Here is an 18171-nt window from a genome sequence, read left to right as displayed (position 1 = left end):
TGCGAAGCGGCCCGTCCGGTTTCAATTGTTGTCCCCGCGAAAATAGAAGAGCCTTAGCTCTTCGCGTTCTTCTCGAGAAATTTCGTGGCGTCGCCGACGGTGAGAATCGTTTCCGCAGCGTCGTCCGGAATCTCGCAACCGAATTCTTCTTCGAACGCCATCACCAGCTCGACGGTGTCCAGACTGTCGGCGCCGAGGTCGTCGATGAAGCTCGCAGCGTCGACAACCTTCTCGGGTTCAACACCAAGGTGTTCGACCACGATCTTCTTAACCCGCTCGCCAATGTCACTCATTGCTTAACCTCGTGTTGTTCCCTGTAGACCCGACCCCCCGGGACGATACGAGCCGTCGTGGTCGTTTAGTGCCTTCGCTTACGAACTTTGATTTGGCCCCATCCTAACCGATGCAGGGCCCGGCGAACGACGGCCAAGGCTCCGCATCGCCAATATACAGGGTTTCAAAAACCTGCAATGGCGTTCTTTGCCCATCCGTTGAAGGTCCGGTTATCATACTTCAATTGCCTTGACTACAAGCCTCATTTCGCTCCGGAAACGGCCGTTTGCCGCATCCCGCGCCGCCCCTGTGGGCGGTGCGGGATGAGGGCTTCAGATCATGGCCATGCCGCCATTGACGTGGATGGTCTGGCCAGTGACATAGGCCGCTTCGTTCGAACTCAGGTAGACGGCGGCGGCGGCGATGTCCTCGGGCGTCCCCAGGCGGGCAGCCGGAACCTTGGTCAGGATGGTCTCGCGCTGCTTGTCGTTCAGCGCATCCGTCATCGGCGTCTTGATGAAGCCGGGCGCGATGCAGTTCGCGGTCACGCCGCGCTTGGCGTATTCGGCTCCGAGAGTCTTGATCATGCCGATCAGGCCCGCCTTCGATGCAGTATAATTGCCCTGCCCCGGATTGCCGGTGACGCCGACCACCGAGGTGATCGCGATGATGCGGCCGAAGCGCTTGCGCATCATCAATTTGGTGGCGGCGCGCGCCAGGCGGAAGGTCGCGGTCAGATTGACGTTGATGACCTCCTCCCAGTCTTCGTCGCGAAGCTGCACGAAGAGATTGTCGCGCGTGATGCCGGCATTGGCGACGAGGATGTCGACCTGCCCCATCGCGGCTTCCGCGGCGGGCACCAGCGCCTCGACCTCGTCGGCCTTGGAGAGATTGCAGGGCAGCACGTGCGCGCGCTCGCCGAGCTTGCCGGCAAGCTCGTCCAGCACTTCCTTGCGCGTCCCTGATATGGCGACGGTGGCGCCCTGCGCATGCAGCGCCTGCGCGATCGCGCCGCCGATGCCGCCGGTCGCGCCGGTGACGAGCGCCTTTTTGCCAGTGAGGTCGAACATTAAAAACTCCTCCAAAGCACGATCCGGAAAAGTGTGCAGCGGTTTTCCGGAAAGATCGTGCGCAAACTTAGGCCTGCTTCGCAGCGGCCAATGCATCCTTGGCGGCGGCAATGTCGTTCGGGCCGCCTACGGCAACACCGACGGCACCGTCGGCGATACGCTTGACGAGTCCCGTCAGCACCTTGCCTGCGCCGATTTCAAAGAAGCGGGTCACGCCCTGCCCAGCCATATAGGCAACCGACTCGCGCCAGCGCACGGTGCCGGTGACCTGCTCGACCAGGCGGCGGCGAATCTCGTCGGGATCGGTGATGGCGCTCGCCAGCACGTTCGACACCAGCGGCGCGGCCGGCGCCTTGATCGTGACCTTCGCCAGCGCCTCGGCCATCGCGTCGGCGGCAGGCTGCATCAGTTTGCAATGGAACGGCGCAGATACCGGCAGCAGCATCGCGCGCTTGGCGCCTTTGCCCTTGGCGATCTCCACGGCGCGGTCGACCGCCGCCTTGTCGCCGGAGACCACCACCTGCCCGCCGCCATTGTCATTGGCGGCCTGGCAGACCTGACCCTGCGCCGCCTCGCCCGCGACCTCCATGGCGGCCTCGTAATCGAGGCCGAGCAGCGCGGCCATTGCACCGGCGCCGACCGGCACGGCTTTTTGCATTGCGAGACCGCGGGTGCGAAGCAGCCGCGCGGTATCGGAAATCGTCAGGCTGCCGGCCGCGGCCAGCGCCGAATATTCACCGAGCGAGTGGCCGGCGACGAAGGCCGCGTCCCGCCCCACGGAAAAACCGGCTTCAGCCTCCAGCACGCGCAGGGTGGCGATGGACACCGCCATCAGCGCCGGCTGGGCGTTCTCGGTGAGCTGGAGGGTTTCGGCCGGACCATCCCAGATGGTGGCCGTGAGCTTCTCCCCAAGCGCGGCATCGACCTCGTCGAACACGGCGCGCGCCACCGGAAAGGCATCGGCCAGGGCCTTGCCCATGCCAACCGCCTGGGACCCCTGCCCCGGAAATGTGAATGCTGCCGTCATCGGCGCTCCCTGGATCGCTCGAGCCATTGTGTTCGAGAAGCCGGCAGCCGACTACGTCCGGCCCAAGCCTTGGTTCCCGATCATGCTCCAAAGGGGGCCGTAGACACTGTCTGGGGCCGGAATGTCAAGCCAAGAAGGGAACTTCGACGGGCATTCAACCGGGAATGCGGTCCCTCAAAACCCACCGGCCGTCTGGTTGGCATCGACCTTCGCCCCGGCCCGCGCGCGGCGCGCGCTGTTGACCAATTGTCCCGGCCGGTCGTCGCGGTCCGGCTTTGCCGTGGCGAGCCGCAGCACCGCCGCGTAACTCGGCTGCACTTCCATGCGGCCGGCATGCCGGCTCTCGCTCAGCAGACGATGCACCTTCGGCAGATTGTAGCAGGGCACGTAGAACAACAGATGATGCTCGAGGTGGTAGTTCACGTAGTACGGCGCGATGAACAGGCGCTCGAGAAAATTGGCGTGTGTCGTACGGGTATTGCGCAGGGGATCACTGCTGTCAGGCACGACGGCGTGCTCGGCGATGTTGCGGATGCGGGTGATGACCATCATCCAGGTGAATAGCGGCACCAGCCATAACAGCGGATAGGCCCACCACACACCGGCCGCGGCCAGCGCTGCGAACATCGCGGCATTGACGATGCATTGCGGACCGAGCTTGTCCCAGAAATGCGCCAGACGCTGCCGCCACGGCCAGTCCTTCGGCCCCAGCGCATTGAGCAGTTGCGCCTTGCGCTGCTGGTAACCGGTCTGTCCGGTGATGTCGCGAATGAACTTGCGGCGATAGCTCAGCCTTGTGATCGGAAACGACGCCGACAGCACCAGATCGGGATCGTCCTCCTGCTGGGTCCGCGCGTGGTGCTGCAGGTGATAGCGCCGGTAGCTGCGCGTCTCCGCGAACAGCGGATAAGCACAAAACCACTGGCTCAATGCCAGATTGATCTTCTCGTCGGCGGACAGGCAGCCATGCGCGCCGTCATGCATCAGGATCGCAAGGCCAAGCTGGCGCGAGCCGATGACGGCGACGGCGAGAACATAGGTGATCGGATTGGGCCACCACGCGACCAGTGCGATCGCGCCAATGATGAGCGCCCAGGCATGCGCGATCAGCGCGATGCCTTTCCACGTCACGCGCTGACGTACATCGGCGAGTTGGTCCTCGGTCAGGAAATCACGGGCACGCATGCGAAGCGCAGTCATGGTTTAACTCTCCTCGTCCGAAGGGGGAGCTGCATCGCGGTCGTCGACAAGGCGCAGGCGTGCGGCCTCGCCGGTGGACTTCGCCTGCTCGCCAAGCACGCGCAGCATCTCGGCGCAGAGCTCATCCGGCGAGCGGCCCATGGCGTAGCCTTCCAGGATGACGCCGATGGCGACGGCCCAGAACCGGCGCGAGCTCTCGTCGGGCGCGCGCAGGGAGCGCCAGCCATGGCGCGCCACCTGGCCGGCATAGGCCCGCGCGCCCTCGGCGTGCAGGCGTTCGATGGTGCGCTCGACCAGCGGCGCCAGATCCTGGCGCCGACGTGTCAAGGTGAGCGCCTCCGCGAAAAAGGCGACCGAATCGCTCGCCGTCACCGTCTCGGCCAGCGCATGGGTGTACTCCCGCGGCGTGCGCGCCTTCAGCGCGGCCTGCTCGGTCGCGCGGGCCAGGTACAGCAGGTCGCGGCAGGCGCATTCGACGAAGAGCGCCTCCTTGGTGCGGAAGTAATAGGTGATCTGGCTCGGGAATGCGTTCGCGGCAGCCGCGATGTCGGTGATCGCTGTGCCCGACAGTCCCCGCTCCCGAAACAGCGGGCTTGCCGCATCCAGCAGCAGCGAGCGCATCTTGCGGCCGGCCGAGCGCGTAGCACGCGCCGCATGCTTGGGATCGCCAGCCGCCTCGAACGGCTCATGGACCGACTTTTCCGCCATGGGGTTCTCTCGCTCCGGTTATTTGTATGTCATACAAACAAATAGATCAAGCTGGATGTGGTATGGGTGGACCAATCCCGGGCCGGCACCAGCAACCCGGGCCGAAACCTGGCCCCAGAACCTTGCAAAGCCGGCCAAAATCCGTATAAGGCGCGCATCCGCAGACCCCGGCCGGGAGCTGAACGGACGGTCTCAGCAAATCATTCGTGATTTTGATGTGGCAGGGCCAGTCGGCCCGTCGTCCCGTGTTTCCGCCTTCTGAGCTTAATCCCAGAGTCCTTTCCGAAGGTCTCTTAAGGGCTTGACGCCGGGCGATGCGCCAACATGAGGAAAGGACCACCATGGCTCTTTATGAGCATGTTTTTCTCGCGCGTCAGGACGCGAGCCCGCAGCAGGTCGAAGAGCTGACTGCGCAGATGACCGGTATCGTCGAGGGTCTCGGCGGCAAGGTCACCAAGACCGAGAATTGGGGCGTTCGCTCCCTCACCTACCGCATGAACAAGAACCGCAAGGCGCACTTCGTGCTGCTCAACATCGACGCGCCGTCCGCGGCGATCGCCGAGATCGAGCGCCAGGAGCGCATCAGCGAAGACGTGATCCGCTATCTCAGCGTCCGCGTCGAGGAACTCGAGGAAGGCCCGTCGGCGATGATGCGCAAGGCCGATCGCGATCGCGAGCGTGACGATCGTGGCGGCGGCTTCCGCGGCGAGCGTGAAGGCGGCTTCCGTGGCGACCGCGAGGGTGGTTTCCGCGGCGGTGATCGTGACGGTGGTGGCTTCCGCGGTGATCGCGGCCCGCGCCGTCCGCGCGAAGAAGCTGAAACCACGACGGATGGGGAGTAAGATCAATGGCTGAAGCTGGTGCACGCCGTCCGTTTTTCCGTCGTCGCAAGAGCTGCCCGTTCACGGGCGCCAATGCTCCGAAGATCGACTACAAGGACTCCAAGCTGCTGATGCGTTACGTCTCCGAGCGCGGCAAGATCGTGCCGAGCCGCATCACCGCGGTGTCCGCGAAGAAGCAGCGTGAGCTCGCCCGCGCCATCAAGCGCGCGCGGTTCCTGGGCCTGTTGCCCTACGTCATTCGCTGATACGACCAATTCGACCGGCGGCCGTCGCGCCGCCGGTTGCACTTTCTGAACTCATAAGGCTTCCGGGTCGTCCGGTCGCCGATGGTTGGGGCAAGTCGCCTCTAACCGCTCGAAGGGAGCGGGACAGCTGATGATGGCCTTTGGACTGATAGCCCTGATCGCCGGCGCTGCGTCGGCCCTGATGTTCGCCTCGATCGTTTCAGGCGCGCTGATCTCGCTCGTCCTTTTCTATCTTGCGCCGCTGCCTTTGATGGTCGCCTCGATCGGCTGGGGACCGCTCTGCGCGAGCCTTGGCGGCATCAGTGCTGCGATCGGCCTCGGCGCCCTGTTCGGCCTGCCCTACTGTATCGCCTTCGCCGTCACCGTCGCGCTGCCGGCCTGGTGGCTCGGCCACCTCGCCCTGCTCAGCCGGCAGGTCAGCCCCGTCGCGTCTGACGGCGCCACCGAGGCGCCGGCCGAGCCCGAGCTCGAATGGTATCCGGTCGGCCGCCTTCTGGTGTGGATCGCGGGCTTCGCGGCCCTGACCACGATCGCCGCCCTGCTCACGCTCGGCACCGACGCCGAGACCATCACCGGCACGCTGCGGCGTGGCCTGATGCGCATCCTCCGCACCACCGATCCGCAGACTTCCGGTGAAGCCGGCCAGTTCGTCGACGCGCTGGTGCGCATTGCGCCGGCCGCCGCGACCATCGTCGCGATGATGACGCTGACCCTCAACCTCTGGCTCAGTGCCAAGGTGACGGCGACATCGGGCCGGCTGCGCCGTCCCTGGCCGGATCTGAAGACGGCGGAGCTGCCGCCGATGACGCTGGTGGCGCTCTGCATCGCGCTCGCCTTCTGCTTCACCGGCGGGCTGCTCGCAATCGTCGCGCAGATCACAACGGCCGCGCTGATGATGGGCTATGCGCTGACCGGCTTTGCCGTGCTGCATACGCTGACGCTGGCGCTGAAGAGCCGCACCTTCTGGCTCGGCTCGACCTATGCCGTCGTGGTCGTGTTCGGATGGCCCGTCATCGCGATGGTGATCCTCGGCCTTGCGGACGCCGTGTTCGGCTTCCGCGAGCGCTTCCTGCGCAACCGGCAGCCGCCACCGCTGCCAACCCCTTAAGTCCAACCCTGAAACTGAAACCCAGAGCACTTCAAAGGAGAACGAATATGGAAGTCATTTTGCTGGAACGCGTCAACAAGCTTGGCCAGATGGGCGAAGTCGTGAAGGTTCGCGACGGCTATGCCCGCAATTTCCTGCTCAAGCGTGGCAAGGCGCTGCGCGCCACCGCCGACAACCGTGCCAAGTATGACGGCATGAAGGCCGATCTCGAAGCCCGCAACCTCGCCTCCAAGGCCGAAGCGGCCAAGGTCGCCGAGAAGATCGAGGGCAAGAACATCGTCGTAATCCGTCAGGCCTCGGAAGCCGGCCAGCTGTTCGGCTCGGTCAACGTGCGTGACATCGTCATCGCGTTTGAAGCCGACGGCGTTTCTCTGGCTCGCCCGCAGATCCAGCTCGACGCGCCGATCAAGACCATCGGCAAGCACACCATCACCGTCGCCGTCCACCCCGAGGTCGAGGTCGAGATCACCGTCACGGTTGCCCGCAGCCAGGACGAGGCCGAGCGCATCAACCGCGGCGAGGACATCTCGACCCGCAACGAGGACCGCGATGCGGCCGCCGAGGCGATCGCCGCCGCCGGCGAGTTCTTCGATCCGGAAGCCCAGCACGACGAGGTCGAGCCGGCCCCGGCTGCGGAAGAGACCGAGAAGTAAATACGCCAGCTCGTCATTCCGGGGCGATGCGAAGCATCGAACTACGGTGCGCAATTGCGCACCTGAGAATCTCGAGATTCCAGGTCCAGCGCTAATGCGCCATCCCGGAATGACGAACACAATCAAAAGCCCGGTCGCCTCAAGCGGCCGGGCTTTTCGTTTTGGCGCCGACGTCCTCGCTCAGCATCGCGATCGAGGCGAGCGCGGTTGCCGTATGCTTCTCCACGCCGTCACTGACGCAGAACACGTCGGCGGCGACCACCGAGACCTGGCGACCCGGCTTGATCACCCGGGCACGGCAGATCAGCTTCTCGCCGACCGCGGGCGACAACAGGTTGAGCTTGTATTCCGCCGTCAGCGCCGGTTGGCCGCGCGAGGTCGCCGCCGCGATCGTCGTGGCGTTATCGACCAGGAAGGCGGTGACGCCGCCGTGAAAGAAGCCGTGCTGCTGCAAGAGCTCCGGCCGCCGCTCCACCGCGATGGTGCAAGTGCCGCGCGACAATTCCGACAGCTCGGCGCCGACCAGGTTCATAAAGCCCTGCCGGCCGACATTGGCGTGGATGCGCGCGGCGATCGGCTCAAATTCGGGATCTGCTTCGGTTCGCATGAGGCCTCTCCTTATTGCTTGTTGATGCGATCGGGCGGGCGCAGCGCACGGTTGGCGCAAACAATCAGCGTGTCAGCTTCGCTGCGTGGATCGGCGCGATCACGCCCCGACAGAAACGCGCGACAAAAAATCTGCGCCGGGCCGATCAGCTGGCTGACGAACATCACCGGCGTCATCGGCAGCAGTTCACCACTGGCAACCAGCGGCGCGCGCCAGCGCTCGATGCCCTCGGCAAGCCGCGCATTCTGCGCGCGCTGGGCGTCGCGCACGTCCTCGCCCCATTCGCTGCGCGAGATCTCGAAGAGATAGCGCGCCTCGCGCCGGCTGGTGACCACCCAATCGAGATGCGCCCGGATCAGCCGATCGATGCCCTGCCCGGCATCGGGAACAGGGTCGAGCGCCGCCAGCACCGCGGCGTGATAGTGCCTGAGCACCTCGAGGAACAACGCGCCCGCAAGCTCCTTCTTCGAGCCGAACACATGAAAAAAGCTGCCGTTGGAGGCACGCGCTTTGGTGCGGATCGCCGCCACAGTCGCGCCTTCGAAACCGACGCGGTCGAACACGGCGAGCCCCGCCGCCAACAGATCGTCACGCACGCTCGCCGTCATCCGCGCCTCCTAGAGTAATACTCTAGAGCGTCACTCTAACAGCGGTCAAGACGACGCGAAGGCCGCGATGACGCGGCCTTCGCAGGTCGATCGGAAAATGGGGGGCTTACCGCGAGATCGGCGGGGTCGGCGGGCCGGAGGATTCCGCCGGCGCGGGGGCCGCAGCGGTCGCAGGCGCCGGCTCCTGCGGCTTGGCCGCCGGTTCGGTGCTTGCGGCAGGTGCAGCCGGCTTGGGAGCCGCCTCTTCCGCCGCCTTGGGCGCAGCCGGCTCGGCGGGCCTTGCGGCGGCAGCCGGCGGAGCCGGCGTCACCTGCGGTACCGGATCGGACCGCAGCGCCGGAGCTTCGCTGCCGCGCGGCTCGACCTTGGCGGTATCAGGCTTGGCCTCGGCGGGCTTCTCGGACGGCTTGGTTTCGGACCTGGGTTCACCGGAGTCCACCTTCGCAGTCTCGGGCTTGGACTCCGCCTTCGGTTCGCTCTTCTTGTCTTCAGCGGCCGGCGCGGCGGTATCGACCTTCGGTGCGTCTTCGGTCCCGGGCTTGCCGCGACGCTTGCCCTTGCGTCCCTCTGGCGCCGGCTGGCCCTCGGGCTTTGCGCCCTCCTCAGCCGGCCGCGCGGCGCGCTTCTGGCGCCCCTCGGCGGCCGGAGCGGCCCCCTCGCCCTCCGGCTTGGCAGCGTCCTGAGAGCGTTGGCGGCGGCCCTGATGTTCAGGCGACTGGCCCGGAGCCGTATTGGCCTCTTTCTCCTTGGACCCGTCCTTCTTGCCGTCCTTGGCCTGGTAGCGGGTGTCGGTGGCGCCATTGGAGACCAGATAGGAGGCGAGGATGCCCGCCATGTCCGAGCTCGTGGTGTAGTGCTGGCGCAGGAAGCCCGGCAGCGAGCCCGGCGCCACGGACTTCAGCAGCCCGCGCGGGCTCTTGTGGCAGGCATTGCAGGTCTGCGCGAAGAGTTGGGACGGGGTCTTGCCGGCTTCGAGGTTCGTCGCCTGCGCAAGGACGGCATCGGTCGCGCCGAAGCCGATCAGAAGCAATACCGTCGCGAGGCTGAGCGCTCGGCTCGACATTCCCATCATCTCCATTGATTTTCCGCGCAGCCGGCAATCCGGCGCGCCGGCGGGTCACCTTTTAGCGGATTGAGCCGCGAATGGAAGCAGGCTCCGCCCGCAAGGTGTGGTTAAGCGCTTTTCGAATATCCGCATTGAACACAACGCAATAGCACCTTCGGAACATCCTCCCTAAATTTAGATGCAAACGCATAGGAACCCGAGCGGGACCCTGAGCGTCAGATGTGAAGGCCGGCTTAGTCGCATCTCTTCGGGTTCGCTCGAGAGGAAGGTGTCGATGGACCGCTTGTTGCGTCGATTCTTGTCTCAGTTCATCCGTCGCGGCTCGATGACGGTGACCACGGCGGCAGGATCGAAGTTCACTGTCGGCGACGGCTCTGGCGAGCCGGTCGCAGTGCGCTTCGTCACCGCGGAGGCGGAGCGCAAGATCCTCGTCAATCCCGAGCTCGGGCTAGGCGAGGCCTATATGGACGGCGAGTTCGTGGTCGAACGCGGCACCATAGCTGATGCCCTCGCGGTCCTGCTCGATCAACCCGACCTATTGCCGCAGTGGGCAAAGCCCTGGTGGCACCTGCGCTACCTGACGCGGCACCTGAAGCAATTCAATCCGCGCTCGCGTTCTCGCGCCAACGTCGCCCATCACTACGATCTCGACGCCCGGCTCTATTCGCTCTTCCTCGACGCCGACAAGCAATATAGCTGCGCCTATTTCGAGACGCCGGAGACGACGCTCGACGATGCGCAGCTCGCCAAGAAGCGCCACATCGCCGCAAAGCTGCTCATCAAGCGGGGCCAGCGCGTGCTCGACATCGGCTCGGGCTGGGGCGGGCTCGGGCTCTATCTCGCCGAGATCGCGGGTGCCGACGTCACCGGCATCACGCTGTCGACCGAGCAACTGCAGATCGCCAATGCGCGCGCGGCGGAAAAGGGCCTGACCGGATCGGCCAGATTCCTGCTCCAGGACTATCGCGACATCGACGGGCCGTTCGACCGCATCGTCTCGGTCGGCATGTTCGAACATGTCGGGGCGAGGTTCTACGATGCCTATTTCCAGCGCTGCGCCGAACTCCTGAACGAGAACGGGGTCATGCTGCTGCACTCGATCGGCCGTTCGCAAGGGCCGGATTCGACCAATCCCTGGATTGCCAAATACATCTTCCCCGGCGGCTACATCCCCGCTGTGTCGGAGGTGCTGCCGGCGATCGAGCGTGCGGGCCTTCTGGTCTGCGACATCGAGATCCTGCGCCTGCATTACGCCGAGACGCTGAAAGCCTGGCGGGAGCGCTTCATGGCCCGGCGCGAGGAGGCCGTGCAGCTCTACGACGAGCGTTTCGCATTGATGTGGGAATTTTATCTGGCGGCCTGCGAGATGACGTTCCGCAAGCAGGCCATGATGAACTTCCAGATCCAGCTCACCAAGCGTCAGGGCGTGGTGCCGATCACCCGTGACTACATCGCACGCAATGAATCCCGCCTGCGGGCCATCGAAGGCGGCGCCAGGACAAGACTGAGGCTCGCGGGTGAATAGGTCTTAATGACGCAGCATCGATATCGGGGACGCGCGGAAAGAGGCCGTTAACGCCAGTTGCGCCCGCAGTTCTGCCAGAACCTCCGGCGCGACCGGCTGGCGGCGCACTTCCGGACGCTCGGCGTGCTGCATGGCAGCGATCAACCCGGACAGCCAAAGCCGGCTGCCTGCCTCACTCCGCCACATCTGGTGCTGCCGTTCTGGCCGCATCGCTCGCCTCGTCTTTCCGTCGCGGGTTGGGACAATCCCCTGCCCGCCTGCCTGTTCCGGCCCTACCCCGAAAGATTCCGGGGAGTTGTGATCTACTTCACATTAGTCTGGTCGGGTCCGGCATAGACCGTCGCCATGAGCAAAGAGACCCAAACCTCATTCGACGTGCAGGACGACCTCCGCACCGATTACGCCCTGATCGTCACGGGCGTTGGGGCGGCGCTTGTTGCGCTGGTCTACCTCCTGCTGGTCTGAAGCCGAGCCGAAGGCGGCCAGTGCGCGTCATTTCGCGCGCTTCCAGATAGGTCTGCACGCCAATCCATAAGGTTCATGGTTTCGGACTTTTTCCATGGCCAGGGCCCGGTCGCCATTTGGGACGGGCGAGTTCCGCCAAAATCAGTCAAGCGCGGCGCATGCTGCGGCTGCTAATCATCCACCATTTTAACTGAGCGGTTGATAGCGGACAGCTTTCGCTTCCGCTTTGGCTTGAGGCGGCGCTTTATCCCGGCCCCGCATCTGCCCAAGAAAATTGCTAAGCACGTCCGACCATGGCCCTGACTGATTCGAACGTTCTCAAACTCGCGCCCGAGGCCGGAACTCCTGCCTATCGGAGTGCGCCGCATAATATCGAGGCGGAACAGAGCCTTCTCGGCGCCATCCTGGTCAACAACGATGCCTTCTACCGCGTCTCCGACTTCCTGGAGGCGAAACATTTCTTCGAGCCGCTGCACCAGACCATCTTCGAGACCGCCGGCAGCCTGATCCGGATGGGCAAGATCGCCACGCCCGTGACGCTGAAGACCTTCCTGCCCGCCGATACCGATGTCGGCGGCATGACCATCGGGCAATATCTGGCGCGGCTTGCGGCCGAAGCGACCACCATCATCAACGCGCAGGACTACGGTCGCACCATCTACGACCTGTCATTGCGGCGCGACCTGATCGGCATCGGCGAGGACATGGTCAACGTCGCCTATGACGCGCCGGTCGACTTCCAGCCTCGGGCCCAGATCGAGGACGCGGAGCGCAAACTCTACGAACTCGCCGAGTCCGGCCGTTATGACGGCGGGTTCCAGAAATTCTCTCAGGCGTTGGCGGTCGCCGTCGACCTCGCGGCCAAGGCGTTCCAGCGCGACGGAAAGCTGTCCGGCATCTCGACGGGCATGCGCGACCTCGACACCAAGATGGGCGGCCTGCAGCATTCCGACCTCATCATCGTCGCGGGACGTCCCGGTATGGGCAAGACGTCACTGGCGACCAACATCGCCTACAACGTCGCCAAGGCCTACGTTCCGGAACTCCAGGCCGACGGCACCACGAAGGCGGCCAATGGCGGCGTGATCGGCTTCTTCTCCTGCGAAATGTCGGCCGACCAGCTCGCTACGCGTATCGTGGCCGAGCGCACCGGCGTTCCCTCCTCCCACATCCGCCGCGGCGGCATCTCGGAAGCCGATTTCGACAAGATCCGGGAAGTCTCGATCGAGCTGCAGTCGCTGCCGTTCTATGTCGACGCGACCGGCGGTCTGTCGATCGCGCAGCTGATGGCGCGCGCGCGCCGACTGAAGCGACAGAAGGGCCTCGACCTGCTCGTGATCGACTACATCCAGCTGCTCTCGGGCTCGGGCAAGCGCGCCAGCGACAGCCGCGTGCAAGAAATCACGGAGATCACGACCAGCCTGAAGGCGCTCGCCAAGGAGCTCAACGTTCCCGTGATCGCGCTGTCCCAGCTCTCACGCCAGGTCGAATCCCGCGACGACAAGCGGCCGCAGCTCTCCGACTTGCGTGAATCCGGATCAATCGAGCAGGACGCCGACGTCGTCCTGTTCGTTTACCGCGAGGAATATTACCTCGCGATGAAGGAGCCCCGCCCAGGCACGCCTGAACACGAGAAGTGGCAGCTTGACATGAGTCTTGCGCACGGAAAAGCCGAAGTCATCATCGGCAAGCAGCGTCACGGTCCGACAGGCACCGTCGATTTGGCGTTCGAAGCCTCGGTCACGAGGTTCGGCGACCTCGCGCCTGACAGTCAGCTGCCGGCTCGCAGCGGCAACGACTACTGAGTTCCTTGAACCAGACCTGTCTCTTGCGTAAAACGGCGCCATGACAATGGCGTCCGATCCGAAAATGAACCAGCAATCCGGCCCTCTCTCCGCGGAGGCCAATCAGGCTGCCGCGCTCGCTGCTTACGGCGGCGTGCTCACCGTCGATCTCGATGCGATCATAGCCAACTGGCGCAAGCTCGAGAAGACGGCGGTGCCGGCCGAATGCTCGGCGGTGATCAAGGCCGACGCCTATGGCTGCGGCGCCGAGCAGGTCGCGCGCGCGCTGAGCAAGGCCGGCTGCAAGACCTTCTTCGTCGCCACCATCGAGGAAGCGCGCAAGGTGCGCGCGGCCGTGCCGGAGCCCACGATCTACGTGCTCGGTGGCTACTTCCAGAACACCGGCGAGCACTACGCCCAGATCAACTGCCGCCCGGTGATCGGCGACCTCAACGAGCTCGCCGAATGGGACGTGTTCTGCCGCCGCACCGGCTGGAACGGCGGCGCCGCAATCCACATCGACACCGGCATGAACCGGCTGGGCCTGACGTTGTCGGAAGCGCAGGCCATCATCCCCCGCATCAACGCCGGCGATCACGGCATCACGCTGGTGATGAGCCATCTGGTCTCGGCCGAGCAGCTCAACAGCCCCGTCAATGCCAAGCAGCTCGCTTCCTTCCGCAGCATCGCCAGCGAATTCTCCGGCGTGCCGGCGGCGCTCGCGAACTCGTCCGGCATCTTCTTAGGAGCCCCCTTCCAGTTCGACCTGGTGCGGCCCGGCGCGGCGCTCTACGGCGTCAACCCGACGCCGGAGGCCGACAATCCGATGCAGCAGGTCGCCGACCTCAAGGCGCGCATCGTGCAGATCCGCAATGTCGAGCGCGGTGAGAGCGTCGGCTATGGCGGCACCTGGACCGCGCGCCGGCCGACGAAACTGGCGATCATCGCGGTCGGCTATGCCGACGGCTATTTCCGCGCCGCCAGCTCCAACGACGGCACCCGCGGTGCCGAGGTGATCGTCGCGGGCAAGCGCTGCCCCGTCGCGGGCCGCGTCTCCATGGACCTGATCGCGATCGACATCACCGATCTGCCGCCGAACGCGGTGCGGCGCGGCCACATGGTGACCTTGCTCGGCGAAGGCATCACCGTCGACGAGCTCGCGCATCATTTCGGCACCATCGGCTACGAGGTGCTGACCAGCCTCGGCCATCGCTATGCCCGCGTCTACAAGGGCGGCAACGTGGTCGAGCCGCTGGCAAAGCCGGAGCCCGCGCCGAACGCCGAGCAGCCGCCCTCACCGCCGCCGATCGAGCAGCCCGCAGCCCCGCCGCCGCTGCCGAGCTAAGCGACGCTCTCGTGCCCCGGACGCAGCGCAGCGCTCCCCCGGCGATGCGAAGCATCGTCCGGTTCAGCGATGCGCTGCAGAGCCGGGGCCCATCTTTCAACCGTGTACCGTGTCGCTTTCTGGGTCCCGGCTCGCGCTCCGCGCGTCCGGGACACGAGACCTACTTCTTCTTCCTGCTGTCCAGCGCCGCCTTGCAGGTCGCGCTGAGCTGGTCGCGCTTGGCGTTGAGGCAGGCGACGATGCCGCCACCCGGCGCGATGCCGGTGCAGAATTTGTCATAGTCCGCCTTGCACGCGCCGCGCGTTTCGGCTGACTGTGCCGAAGTGGCCCCGGAGAACGCGACGACGAAAGCAATAGCGGCAAAGCTCAACTTGGACATTGTATCTCCGGAAGGCGGGAGGCGAGAGCCGGTAGCTCTACATGAAGATCGCGACATTCAACATCAACAACGTCAACCGCCGCCTGCCCAATCTGTTGGCATGGCTGCGCGCGGCAAAGCCCGATGTCGTCGCGCTTCAGGAGTTGAAGGCAAGTGATGGCGAATTTCCGGCGGCGGCCATCGAAAAGGCCGGCTATGGCGCAGTGTGGTGTGGACAGAGAACTTGGAACGGCGTCGCCATCCTCGCCCGCAACGCCGAGCCTGTGCTCACGCGCGATCGCCTGCCGGGTGACCACGACGATCACGAGGCACGCTACATCGAGGCGGCGGTGCGCGGTGTCATCGTCACCAGCATTTACCTGCCGAACGGCAATCCGCAGCCGGGGCCGAAATTCGACTACAAGCTCGACTGGTTCGCGCGGCTCAAGCGCCACGCCAAAACCCTTATCAAGCAGGAGCTGCCTGTCGTGCTCGCCGGCGACTACAACGTCGCGCCTGATGAGATCGACATCTATCCGACGCGCTCATGGGACAAGGATGCGCTGATCCAGCCCAAGAGCCGTGCGGCGTTTGCCTCGCTCGTCGAACAAGGCTGGTGCGATGCGATCCGCGCGCTGCATCCCGAGAAACGCATCTACACGTTCTGGGATTACAAGCGGAACCGCTGGCCGCGCGATGCGGGCCTGAGGCTCGATCATCTGCTGCTCAGTCCTGCACTCGTCTCGCGGCTGGCGAAAGCCGGCGTCGACAAGAAGGTCCGCGGCGAAGACGGCGCGAGCGATCACGCGCCGGCGTGGGTGGTGTTGAAAGCGCCGTGATGCCGTAGGTGCCGTAGGGTGGGCAAAGGCGCGCTTGCGCCGTGCCCACCATCTTTCTCTCGCGAGCAAAGTGGTGGGCACGCTTCGCTTTGCCCACCCTACGAGATCGCGCCAAGTCAGCGCCCGTAATATTCCTGCACCGTATCCCACGCCGCCTTTTGCAAGAGCTGCGTCGTCTCCGCATCGAGCCCCATGTTGTAGGAATTGCCGACCGGCGTACGGCCGCTCAGCGCAGCGAACGTCACGCAGGCAGCCAGATACGTGCCTGCCGGACTCGGATGCCGCTTGTCCGGGGCATAGAGATTGAGCTCGGGCACAAGCTTGCGCACACGCGCAAATGCGAGACCGGCGGGAATGACGAGCGCGTCATTGGCATTGCCGGCGATGGTGTAGGCCTCGGCCAGCGCTTCCGTCATCTCCGGCTTGTCGGCATAGGCCCAGGACATGAACAGCACCGGCCGCATGCCGTGGGCGCGGACGATCTCGCTGTCCTTCTTCGCGAAGGTCGTGAATGCGTCCTTCAATTGCGGATGGATCGGGCACTGGCTGCAATCCATCATCACGACGGCGTCGTACTGCCTGCCCGGCTTGTTGAAGATCACGACGTTCTGCTCGTCGAAGGAATAGGCGCCAATACCGGCCGGCCGCAGCAGATTGTCCATGTCGTGCCAGTCGAGGCCGGAGCCGCCGATCGTCACCATGGTGTTGCGATAGGCCGCCTTGTTGGCGGCATCGGCTGCCCGCTCCATGAAGGTGAGATGCCCGGGCATACCGTTGTTGTAGTAGAAGAAGCTGTTGCCGACGAACAGCGCCGCCTTGGGGAAGTCAGGTCCGAGCGAAGTGACCTTCGGCTTGGTCTGCGCCTGTGCATTGAAGCCGGCTGCAACGGCCAGACACATTGCGAGCATCACTCGCGCAAAAGGACGCATCATGGGTTTCCTCCCCTTTTTCTAGAGGCGGAAACAAACCAGCTTTTCAAAACGGCCTCAAGAGGACGGTAGTGCAGCAGGAGCTGCGCGCGCCTGCGTTGCTCACCACAGATTCTTGCCGTCGATCATGTTCACCGGCACCGCATCGAGATCGAAATCGTCGAACAGGCGCGCGTTCACTGCGACCTTGGGATTGTCGAAATCGGGCTTGCCGCTCGACCAGTCCGGCGATTCCGAATAGGTGCCGCAGCCGCAATTGGCGCAGAAATGATGTTTGACCGTGCGGCTGCCCCAGAGATAGGTCGCGACGTTGTCGGCCGGCGACAGCAGGCGAAACTGCGCGGGCGTGTAATAGGCCCACAGCGCGCCGCGCTTGGCGCAGAGCGAGCAGGTGCAGCGCGTGACGCTCGAAGGCGCCTCCGTCACCTCGAACACCGTCTCGCCGCAATGACAGCTTGCCTCGATCGGCATGACCCGCTCTCCCCGTTTGTCAGGAGATGGTCGTAGCCGGCCGCTGCTGCCAACATGCTGTCAGCAGCAAGGTTCATCCCGCACTTCAGCATGCAGGGGTTGGCGGGCTGCCTGGGCCGCCCAATAAAAAAGACGAAAAACAACCCCATGCACAGTAGCCGGCCCTAGCCGATTCAATGCCTTAGCAGGCGCTTGTCGAAGCCGGCTCACCCCGCCTCCCGGCCGGGCGACCCGAACCCCTTGACCTCGGCCGCTTGGTTAGCATACTGGTCTTACCAAGATCAGACCAAACGAGAATTGGGATGGAGCTCAAGCGGACCACTGAGGGCGAAAAAGGGTTCGAGAAGGTGTTCGCCTTCCTGCGCGAGCGCCTGCTTGCGGGCTCACTCAAGCCGGGCGACCGCCTGATCTCCGAACGCGAGCTGGCCACCCTGCTCGGCGTCAGCCGGCCGATCGTCCGCGAGGCGCTGCGCGCCCTCACCGTGCTCGGCATCGTCGAGATCCGCGACCGCATCGGCACCGTGGTGACCCGCCCGGACGTCTCGGTCCTGAACGACTTCTTCACTTTCGCGCTGGCCCAGCAGGCCGACATGCTCGACGACGTCATGCAGGCGCGCGTCGCGATCGAATGCCAGGCCATCCGGCTCGCCTGCGAGCGCGCCAACATTGCCGATTTCGAACGCCTGCAGCGCGCGCTCGCGAAGATCGGGGAGACGATCGATGAGGCCGATGCCGGCGGCATGGCCGACTTCGAATTCCACCGCGCCATCGTCGTCGCATCGCATTCGGAGACGCTGACGGTGCTGCACAGCTCGATGGCGGGCCTGCTGACGCATTCGCATCGCAGCCGCCGCGAACTGGTGCAGGCCTTCCCGTCGATGAAGACCTATCTGATCGACGATCACCGCCGCATCTTCGAAGCCCTCATCGCGCGCGATCCCGAGCGCGCGGATGCGACGCTGCGCAAGCATTTTGCCATCGGCGACGAATACCGAAGGCGCGCCGTCGTCGGCGACATCGACAAGACCAGCGCCTCGGGCTGATCGCG

General features: G+C 64.8%; 21 protein-coding genes. 9 read left to right on the top strand and 12 right to left on the bottom strand.

Going from position 1 to position 18171, the window contains the following annotated elements; all coding sequences use genetic code 11:
- Positions 1 to 53: 53 nt before the first annotated feature.
- The 5 genes from ACVJ19_RS27390 to ACVJ19_RS27370 form a co-directional block, all read right to left on the bottom strand.
- Positions 54 to 293, bottom strand: a complete 240-nt coding sequence (locus ACVJ19_RS27390) for an acyl carrier protein (protein ID WP_008130699.1) — start codon at positions 291 to 293, stop codon at positions 54 to 56.
- A 312-nt stretch (positions 294 to 605) separates the two neighbouring features.
- Entirely contained in the window at positions 606 to 1343 is a 738-nt protein-coding gene (gene fabG, locus ACVJ19_RS27385) for a 3-oxoacyl-[acyl-carrier-protein] reductase (RefSeq protein ID WP_018645369.1), read from the bottom strand.
- A gap of 67 nt (positions 1344 to 1410) precedes the next feature.
- Positions 1411 to 2370, bottom strand: coding sequence for an ACP S-malonyltransferase (gene fabD, locus ACVJ19_RS27380; RefSeq protein ID WP_453952317.1), 960 nt, complete (start codon positions 2368 to 2370; stop codon positions 1411 to 1413).
- A gap of 174 nt (positions 2371 to 2544) precedes the next feature.
- Positions 2545 to 3570: a fatty acid desaturase family protein gene (locus ACVJ19_RS27375; RefSeq protein ID WP_453952316.1), complete on the bottom strand. Its 1026-nt coding sequence runs from the start codon at positions 3568 to 3570 to the stop codon at positions 2545 to 2547.
- Between the two features lie 3 nt (positions 3571 to 3573).
- On the bottom strand, positions 3574 to 4278 hold the full coding sequence (locus ACVJ19_RS27370) for a TetR/AcrR family transcriptional regulator C-terminal domain-containing protein (protein ID WP_453952315.1): 705 nt from the start codon (positions 4276 to 4278) through the stop codon (positions 3574 to 3576).
- Positions 4279 to 4619: 341 nt separating this feature from the next.
- Between ACVJ19_RS27370 and rpsF the strand changes: the two genes are divergently transcribed.
- From rpsF to rplI, 4 genes are all read left to right on the top strand, one after another.
- Positions 4620 to 5120 (top strand): 30S ribosomal protein S6, encoded by a 501-nt coding sequence (gene rpsF, locus ACVJ19_RS27365; protein WP_028171082.1) that lies wholly within the window; start codon positions 4620 to 4622, stop codon positions 5118 to 5120.
- A gap of 5 nt (positions 5121 to 5125) precedes the next feature.
- Positions 5126 to 5365 carry a 30S ribosomal protein S18 gene (rpsR, locus tag ACVJ19_RS27360; RefSeq protein ID WP_007592020.1) on the top strand — a complete coding sequence of 80 codons (240 nt, stop codon included), beginning with the start codon at positions 5126 to 5128 and terminating at the stop codon, positions 5363 to 5365.
- Positions 5366 to 5495: 130 nt separating this feature from the next.
- On the top strand, positions 5496 to 6473 hold the full coding sequence (locus ACVJ19_RS27355) for a DUF2232 domain-containing protein (RefSeq protein WP_453952313.1): 978 nt from the start codon (positions 5496 to 5498) through the stop codon (positions 6471 to 6473).
- A 47-nt stretch (positions 6474 to 6520) separates the two neighbouring features.
- Positions 6521 to 7126 carry a 50S ribosomal protein L9 gene (gene rplI, locus ACVJ19_RS27350; RefSeq protein ID WP_453952312.1) on the top strand — a complete coding sequence of 202 codons (606 nt, stop codon included), beginning with the start codon at positions 6521 to 6523 and terminating at the stop codon, positions 7124 to 7126.
- A gap of 139 nt (positions 7127 to 7265) precedes the next feature.
- Here the strand turns inward: rplI and ACVJ19_RS27345 are convergent, their stop codons facing one another.
- From ACVJ19_RS27345 to ACVJ19_RS27335, 3 genes are all read right to left on the bottom strand, one after another.
- On the bottom strand, positions 7266 to 7733 hold the full coding sequence (locus ACVJ19_RS27345; protein ID WP_453952311.1) for a PaaI family thioesterase: 468 nt from the start codon (positions 7731 to 7733) through the stop codon (positions 7266 to 7268).
- 11 nt (positions 7734 to 7744) lie between these two features.
- A complete protein-coding gene (locus ACVJ19_RS27340) occupies positions 7745 to 8341 on the bottom strand; it encodes a TetR/AcrR family transcriptional regulator (protein ID WP_453952310.1) in 597 nt (198 codons plus the stop codon).
- 106 nt (positions 8342 to 8447) lie between these two features.
- Positions 8448 to 9404 (bottom strand): hypothetical protein, encoded by a 957-nt coding sequence (locus tag ACVJ19_RS27335; RefSeq protein ID WP_453952309.1) that lies wholly within the window; start codon positions 9402 to 9404, stop codon positions 8448 to 8450.
- A gap of 277 nt (positions 9405 to 9681) precedes the next feature.
- Between ACVJ19_RS27335 and ACVJ19_RS27330 the strand changes: the two genes are divergently transcribed.
- Positions 9682 to 10932, top strand: coding sequence for a class I SAM-dependent methyltransferase (locus ACVJ19_RS27330; protein WP_453952308.1), 1251 nt, complete (start codon positions 9682 to 9684; stop codon positions 10930 to 10932).
- Between the two features lie 3 nt (positions 10933 to 10935).
- On the opposite strand, the gene ACVJ19_RS27325 is transcribed toward ACVJ19_RS27330, so the two are convergent.
- A complete protein-coding gene (locus ACVJ19_RS27325) occupies positions 10936 to 11142 on the bottom strand; it encodes a transcriptional regulator (protein WP_456739459.1) in 207 nt (68 codons plus the stop codon).
- 548 nt (positions 11143 to 11690) lie between these two features.
- On the opposite strand from ACVJ19_RS27325, the gene ACVJ19_RS27320 reads away from it, so the two are divergent.
- The gene (locus ACVJ19_RS27320) at positions 11691 to 13202 is read left to right on the top strand and encodes a replicative DNA helicase (protein WP_271583494.1); all 1512 of its coding nucleotides are present in this window, start codon (positions 11691 to 11693) and stop codon (positions 13200 to 13202) included.
- Positions 13203 to 13242: 40 nt separating this feature from the next.
- Positions 13243 to 14526 carry an alanine racemase gene (alr, locus tag ACVJ19_RS27315; protein WP_453952307.1) on the top strand — a complete coding sequence of 428 codons (1284 nt, stop codon included), beginning with the start codon at positions 13243 to 13245 and terminating at the stop codon, positions 14524 to 14526.
- A 160-nt stretch (positions 14527 to 14686) separates the two neighbouring features.
- On the opposite strand, the gene ACVJ19_RS27310 is transcribed toward alr, so the two are convergent.
- Positions 14687 to 14905: a hypothetical protein gene (locus tag ACVJ19_RS27310; protein ID WP_453952306.1), complete on the bottom strand. Its 219-nt coding sequence runs from the start codon at positions 14903 to 14905 to the stop codon at positions 14687 to 14689.
- A gap of 41 nt (positions 14906 to 14946) precedes the next feature.
- Here ACVJ19_RS27310 and ACVJ19_RS27305 point away from each other — a divergent pair, with 41 nt between their 5' ends.
- Positions 14947 to 15723, top strand: a complete 777-nt coding sequence (locus ACVJ19_RS27305) for an exodeoxyribonuclease III (protein ID WP_453952304.1) — start codon at positions 14947 to 14949, stop codon at positions 15721 to 15723.
- A 116-nt stretch (positions 15724 to 15839) separates the two neighbouring features.
- Here ACVJ19_RS27305 and ACVJ19_RS27300 read toward each other — a convergent pair whose 3' ends face one another.
- Positions 15840 to 16655, bottom strand: coding sequence for a DUF4886 domain-containing protein (locus tag ACVJ19_RS27300; protein ID WP_453952302.1), 816 nt, complete (start codon positions 16653 to 16655; stop codon positions 15840 to 15842).
- A 99-nt stretch (positions 16656 to 16754) separates the two neighbouring features.
- Positions 16755 to 17123, bottom strand: coding sequence for a GFA family protein (locus ACVJ19_RS27295; protein WP_130372216.1), 369 nt, complete (start codon positions 17121 to 17123; stop codon positions 16755 to 16757).
- A 302-nt stretch (positions 17124 to 17425) separates the two neighbouring features.
- Between ACVJ19_RS27295 and ACVJ19_RS27290 the strand changes: the two genes are divergently transcribed.
- Positions 17426 to 18166 carry a FadR/GntR family transcriptional regulator gene (locus tag ACVJ19_RS27290; protein ID WP_453952300.1) on the top strand — a complete coding sequence of 247 codons (741 nt, stop codon included), beginning with the start codon at positions 17426 to 17428 and terminating at the stop codon, positions 18164 to 18166.
- The last annotated feature ends 5 nt before the right edge of the window (positions 18167 to 18171 follow it).

The organism is Bradyrhizobium sp. USDA 376, from assembly GCF_054063675.1.
Note: the sequence above shows the minus strand (reverse complement) of the source record. Positions and strands in the feature narration are given on the sequence as shown.

Bases quoted from the DNA above. Each gene is read 5' to 3' on its own strand.
- ACVJ19_RS27290 (WP_453952300.1), top strand. From the start codon at position 17,426: ATGGAGCTCAAGCGGACCACTGAGGGCGAAAAAGGGTTCGAGAAGGTG.
- ACVJ19_RS27310 (WP_453952306.1), bottom strand. From the start codon at position 14,905: ATGTCCAAGTTGAGCTTTGCCGCTATTGCTTTCGTCGTCGCGTTCTCC.
- fabD (WP_453952317.1), bottom strand. From the start codon at position 2,370: ATGACGGCAGCATTCACATTTCCGGGGCAGGGGTCCCAGGCGGTTGGC.
- ACVJ19_RS27355 (WP_453952313.1), top strand. From the start codon at position 5,496: ATGATGGCCTTTGGACTGATAGCCCTGATCGCCGGCGCTGCGTCGGCC.
- rpsF (WP_028171082.1), top strand. From the start codon at position 4,620: ATGGCTCTTTATGAGCATGTTTTTCTCGCGCGTCAGGACGCGAGCCCG.
- ACVJ19_RS27390 (WP_008130699.1), bottom strand. From the start codon at position 293: ATGAGTGACATTGGCGAGCGGGTTAAGAAGATCGTGGTCGAACACCTT.
- ACVJ19_RS27335 (WP_453952309.1), bottom strand. From the start codon at position 9,404: ATGTCGAGCCGAGCGCTCAGCCTCGCGACGGTATTGCTTCTGATCGGC.
- alr (WP_453952307.1), top strand. From the start codon at position 13,243: ATGACAATGGCGTCCGATCCGAAAATGAACCAGCAATCCGGCCCTCTC.
- ACVJ19_RS27300 (WP_453952302.1), bottom strand. From the start codon at position 16,655: ATGATGCGTCCTTTTGCGCGAGTGATGCTCGCAATGTGTCTGGCCGTT.
- ACVJ19_RS27345 (WP_453952311.1), bottom strand. From the start codon at position 7,733: ATGCGAACCGAAGCAGATCCCGAATTTGAGCCGATCGCCGCGCGCATC.
- rpsR (WP_007592020.1), top strand. From the start codon at position 5,126: ATGGCTGAAGCTGGTGCACGCCGTCCGTTTTTCCGTCGTCGCAAGAGC.
- ACVJ19_RS27325 (WP_456739459.1), bottom strand. From the start codon at position 11,142: ATGCGGCCAGAACGGCAGCACCAGATGTGGCGGAGTGAGGCAGGCAGC.
- ACVJ19_RS27320 (WP_271583494.1), top strand. From the start codon at position 11,691: ATGGCCCTGACTGATTCGAACGTTCTCAAACTCGCGCCCGAGGCCGGA.
- ACVJ19_RS27375 (WP_453952316.1), bottom strand. From the start codon at position 3,570: ATGACTGCGCTTCGCATGCGTGCCCGTGATTTCCTGACCGAGGACCAA.
- ACVJ19_RS27295 (WP_130372216.1), bottom strand. From the start codon at position 17,123: ATGCCGATCGAGGCAAGCTGTCATTGCGGCGAGACGGTGTTCGAGGTG.
- rplI (WP_453952312.1), top strand. From the start codon at position 6,521: ATGGAAGTCATTTTGCTGGAACGCGTCAACAAGCTTGGCCAGATGGGC.
- ACVJ19_RS27340 (WP_453952310.1), bottom strand. From the start codon at position 8,341: ATGACGGCGAGCGTGCGTGACGATCTGTTGGCGGCGGGGCTCGCCGTG.
- ACVJ19_RS27305 (WP_453952304.1), top strand. From the start codon at position 14,947: ATGAAGATCGCGACATTCAACATCAACAACGTCAACCGCCGCCTGCCC.
- ACVJ19_RS27370 (WP_453952315.1), bottom strand. From the start codon at position 4,278: ATGGCGGAAAAGTCGGTCCATGAGCCGTTCGAGGCGGCTGGCGATCCC.
- ACVJ19_RS27330 (WP_453952308.1), top strand. From the start codon at position 9,682: ATGGACCGCTTGTTGCGTCGATTCTTGTCTCAGTTCATCCGTCGCGGC.
- fabG (WP_018645369.1), bottom strand. From the start codon at position 1,343: ATGTTCGACCTCACTGGCAAAAAGGCGCTCGTCACCGGCGCGACCGGC.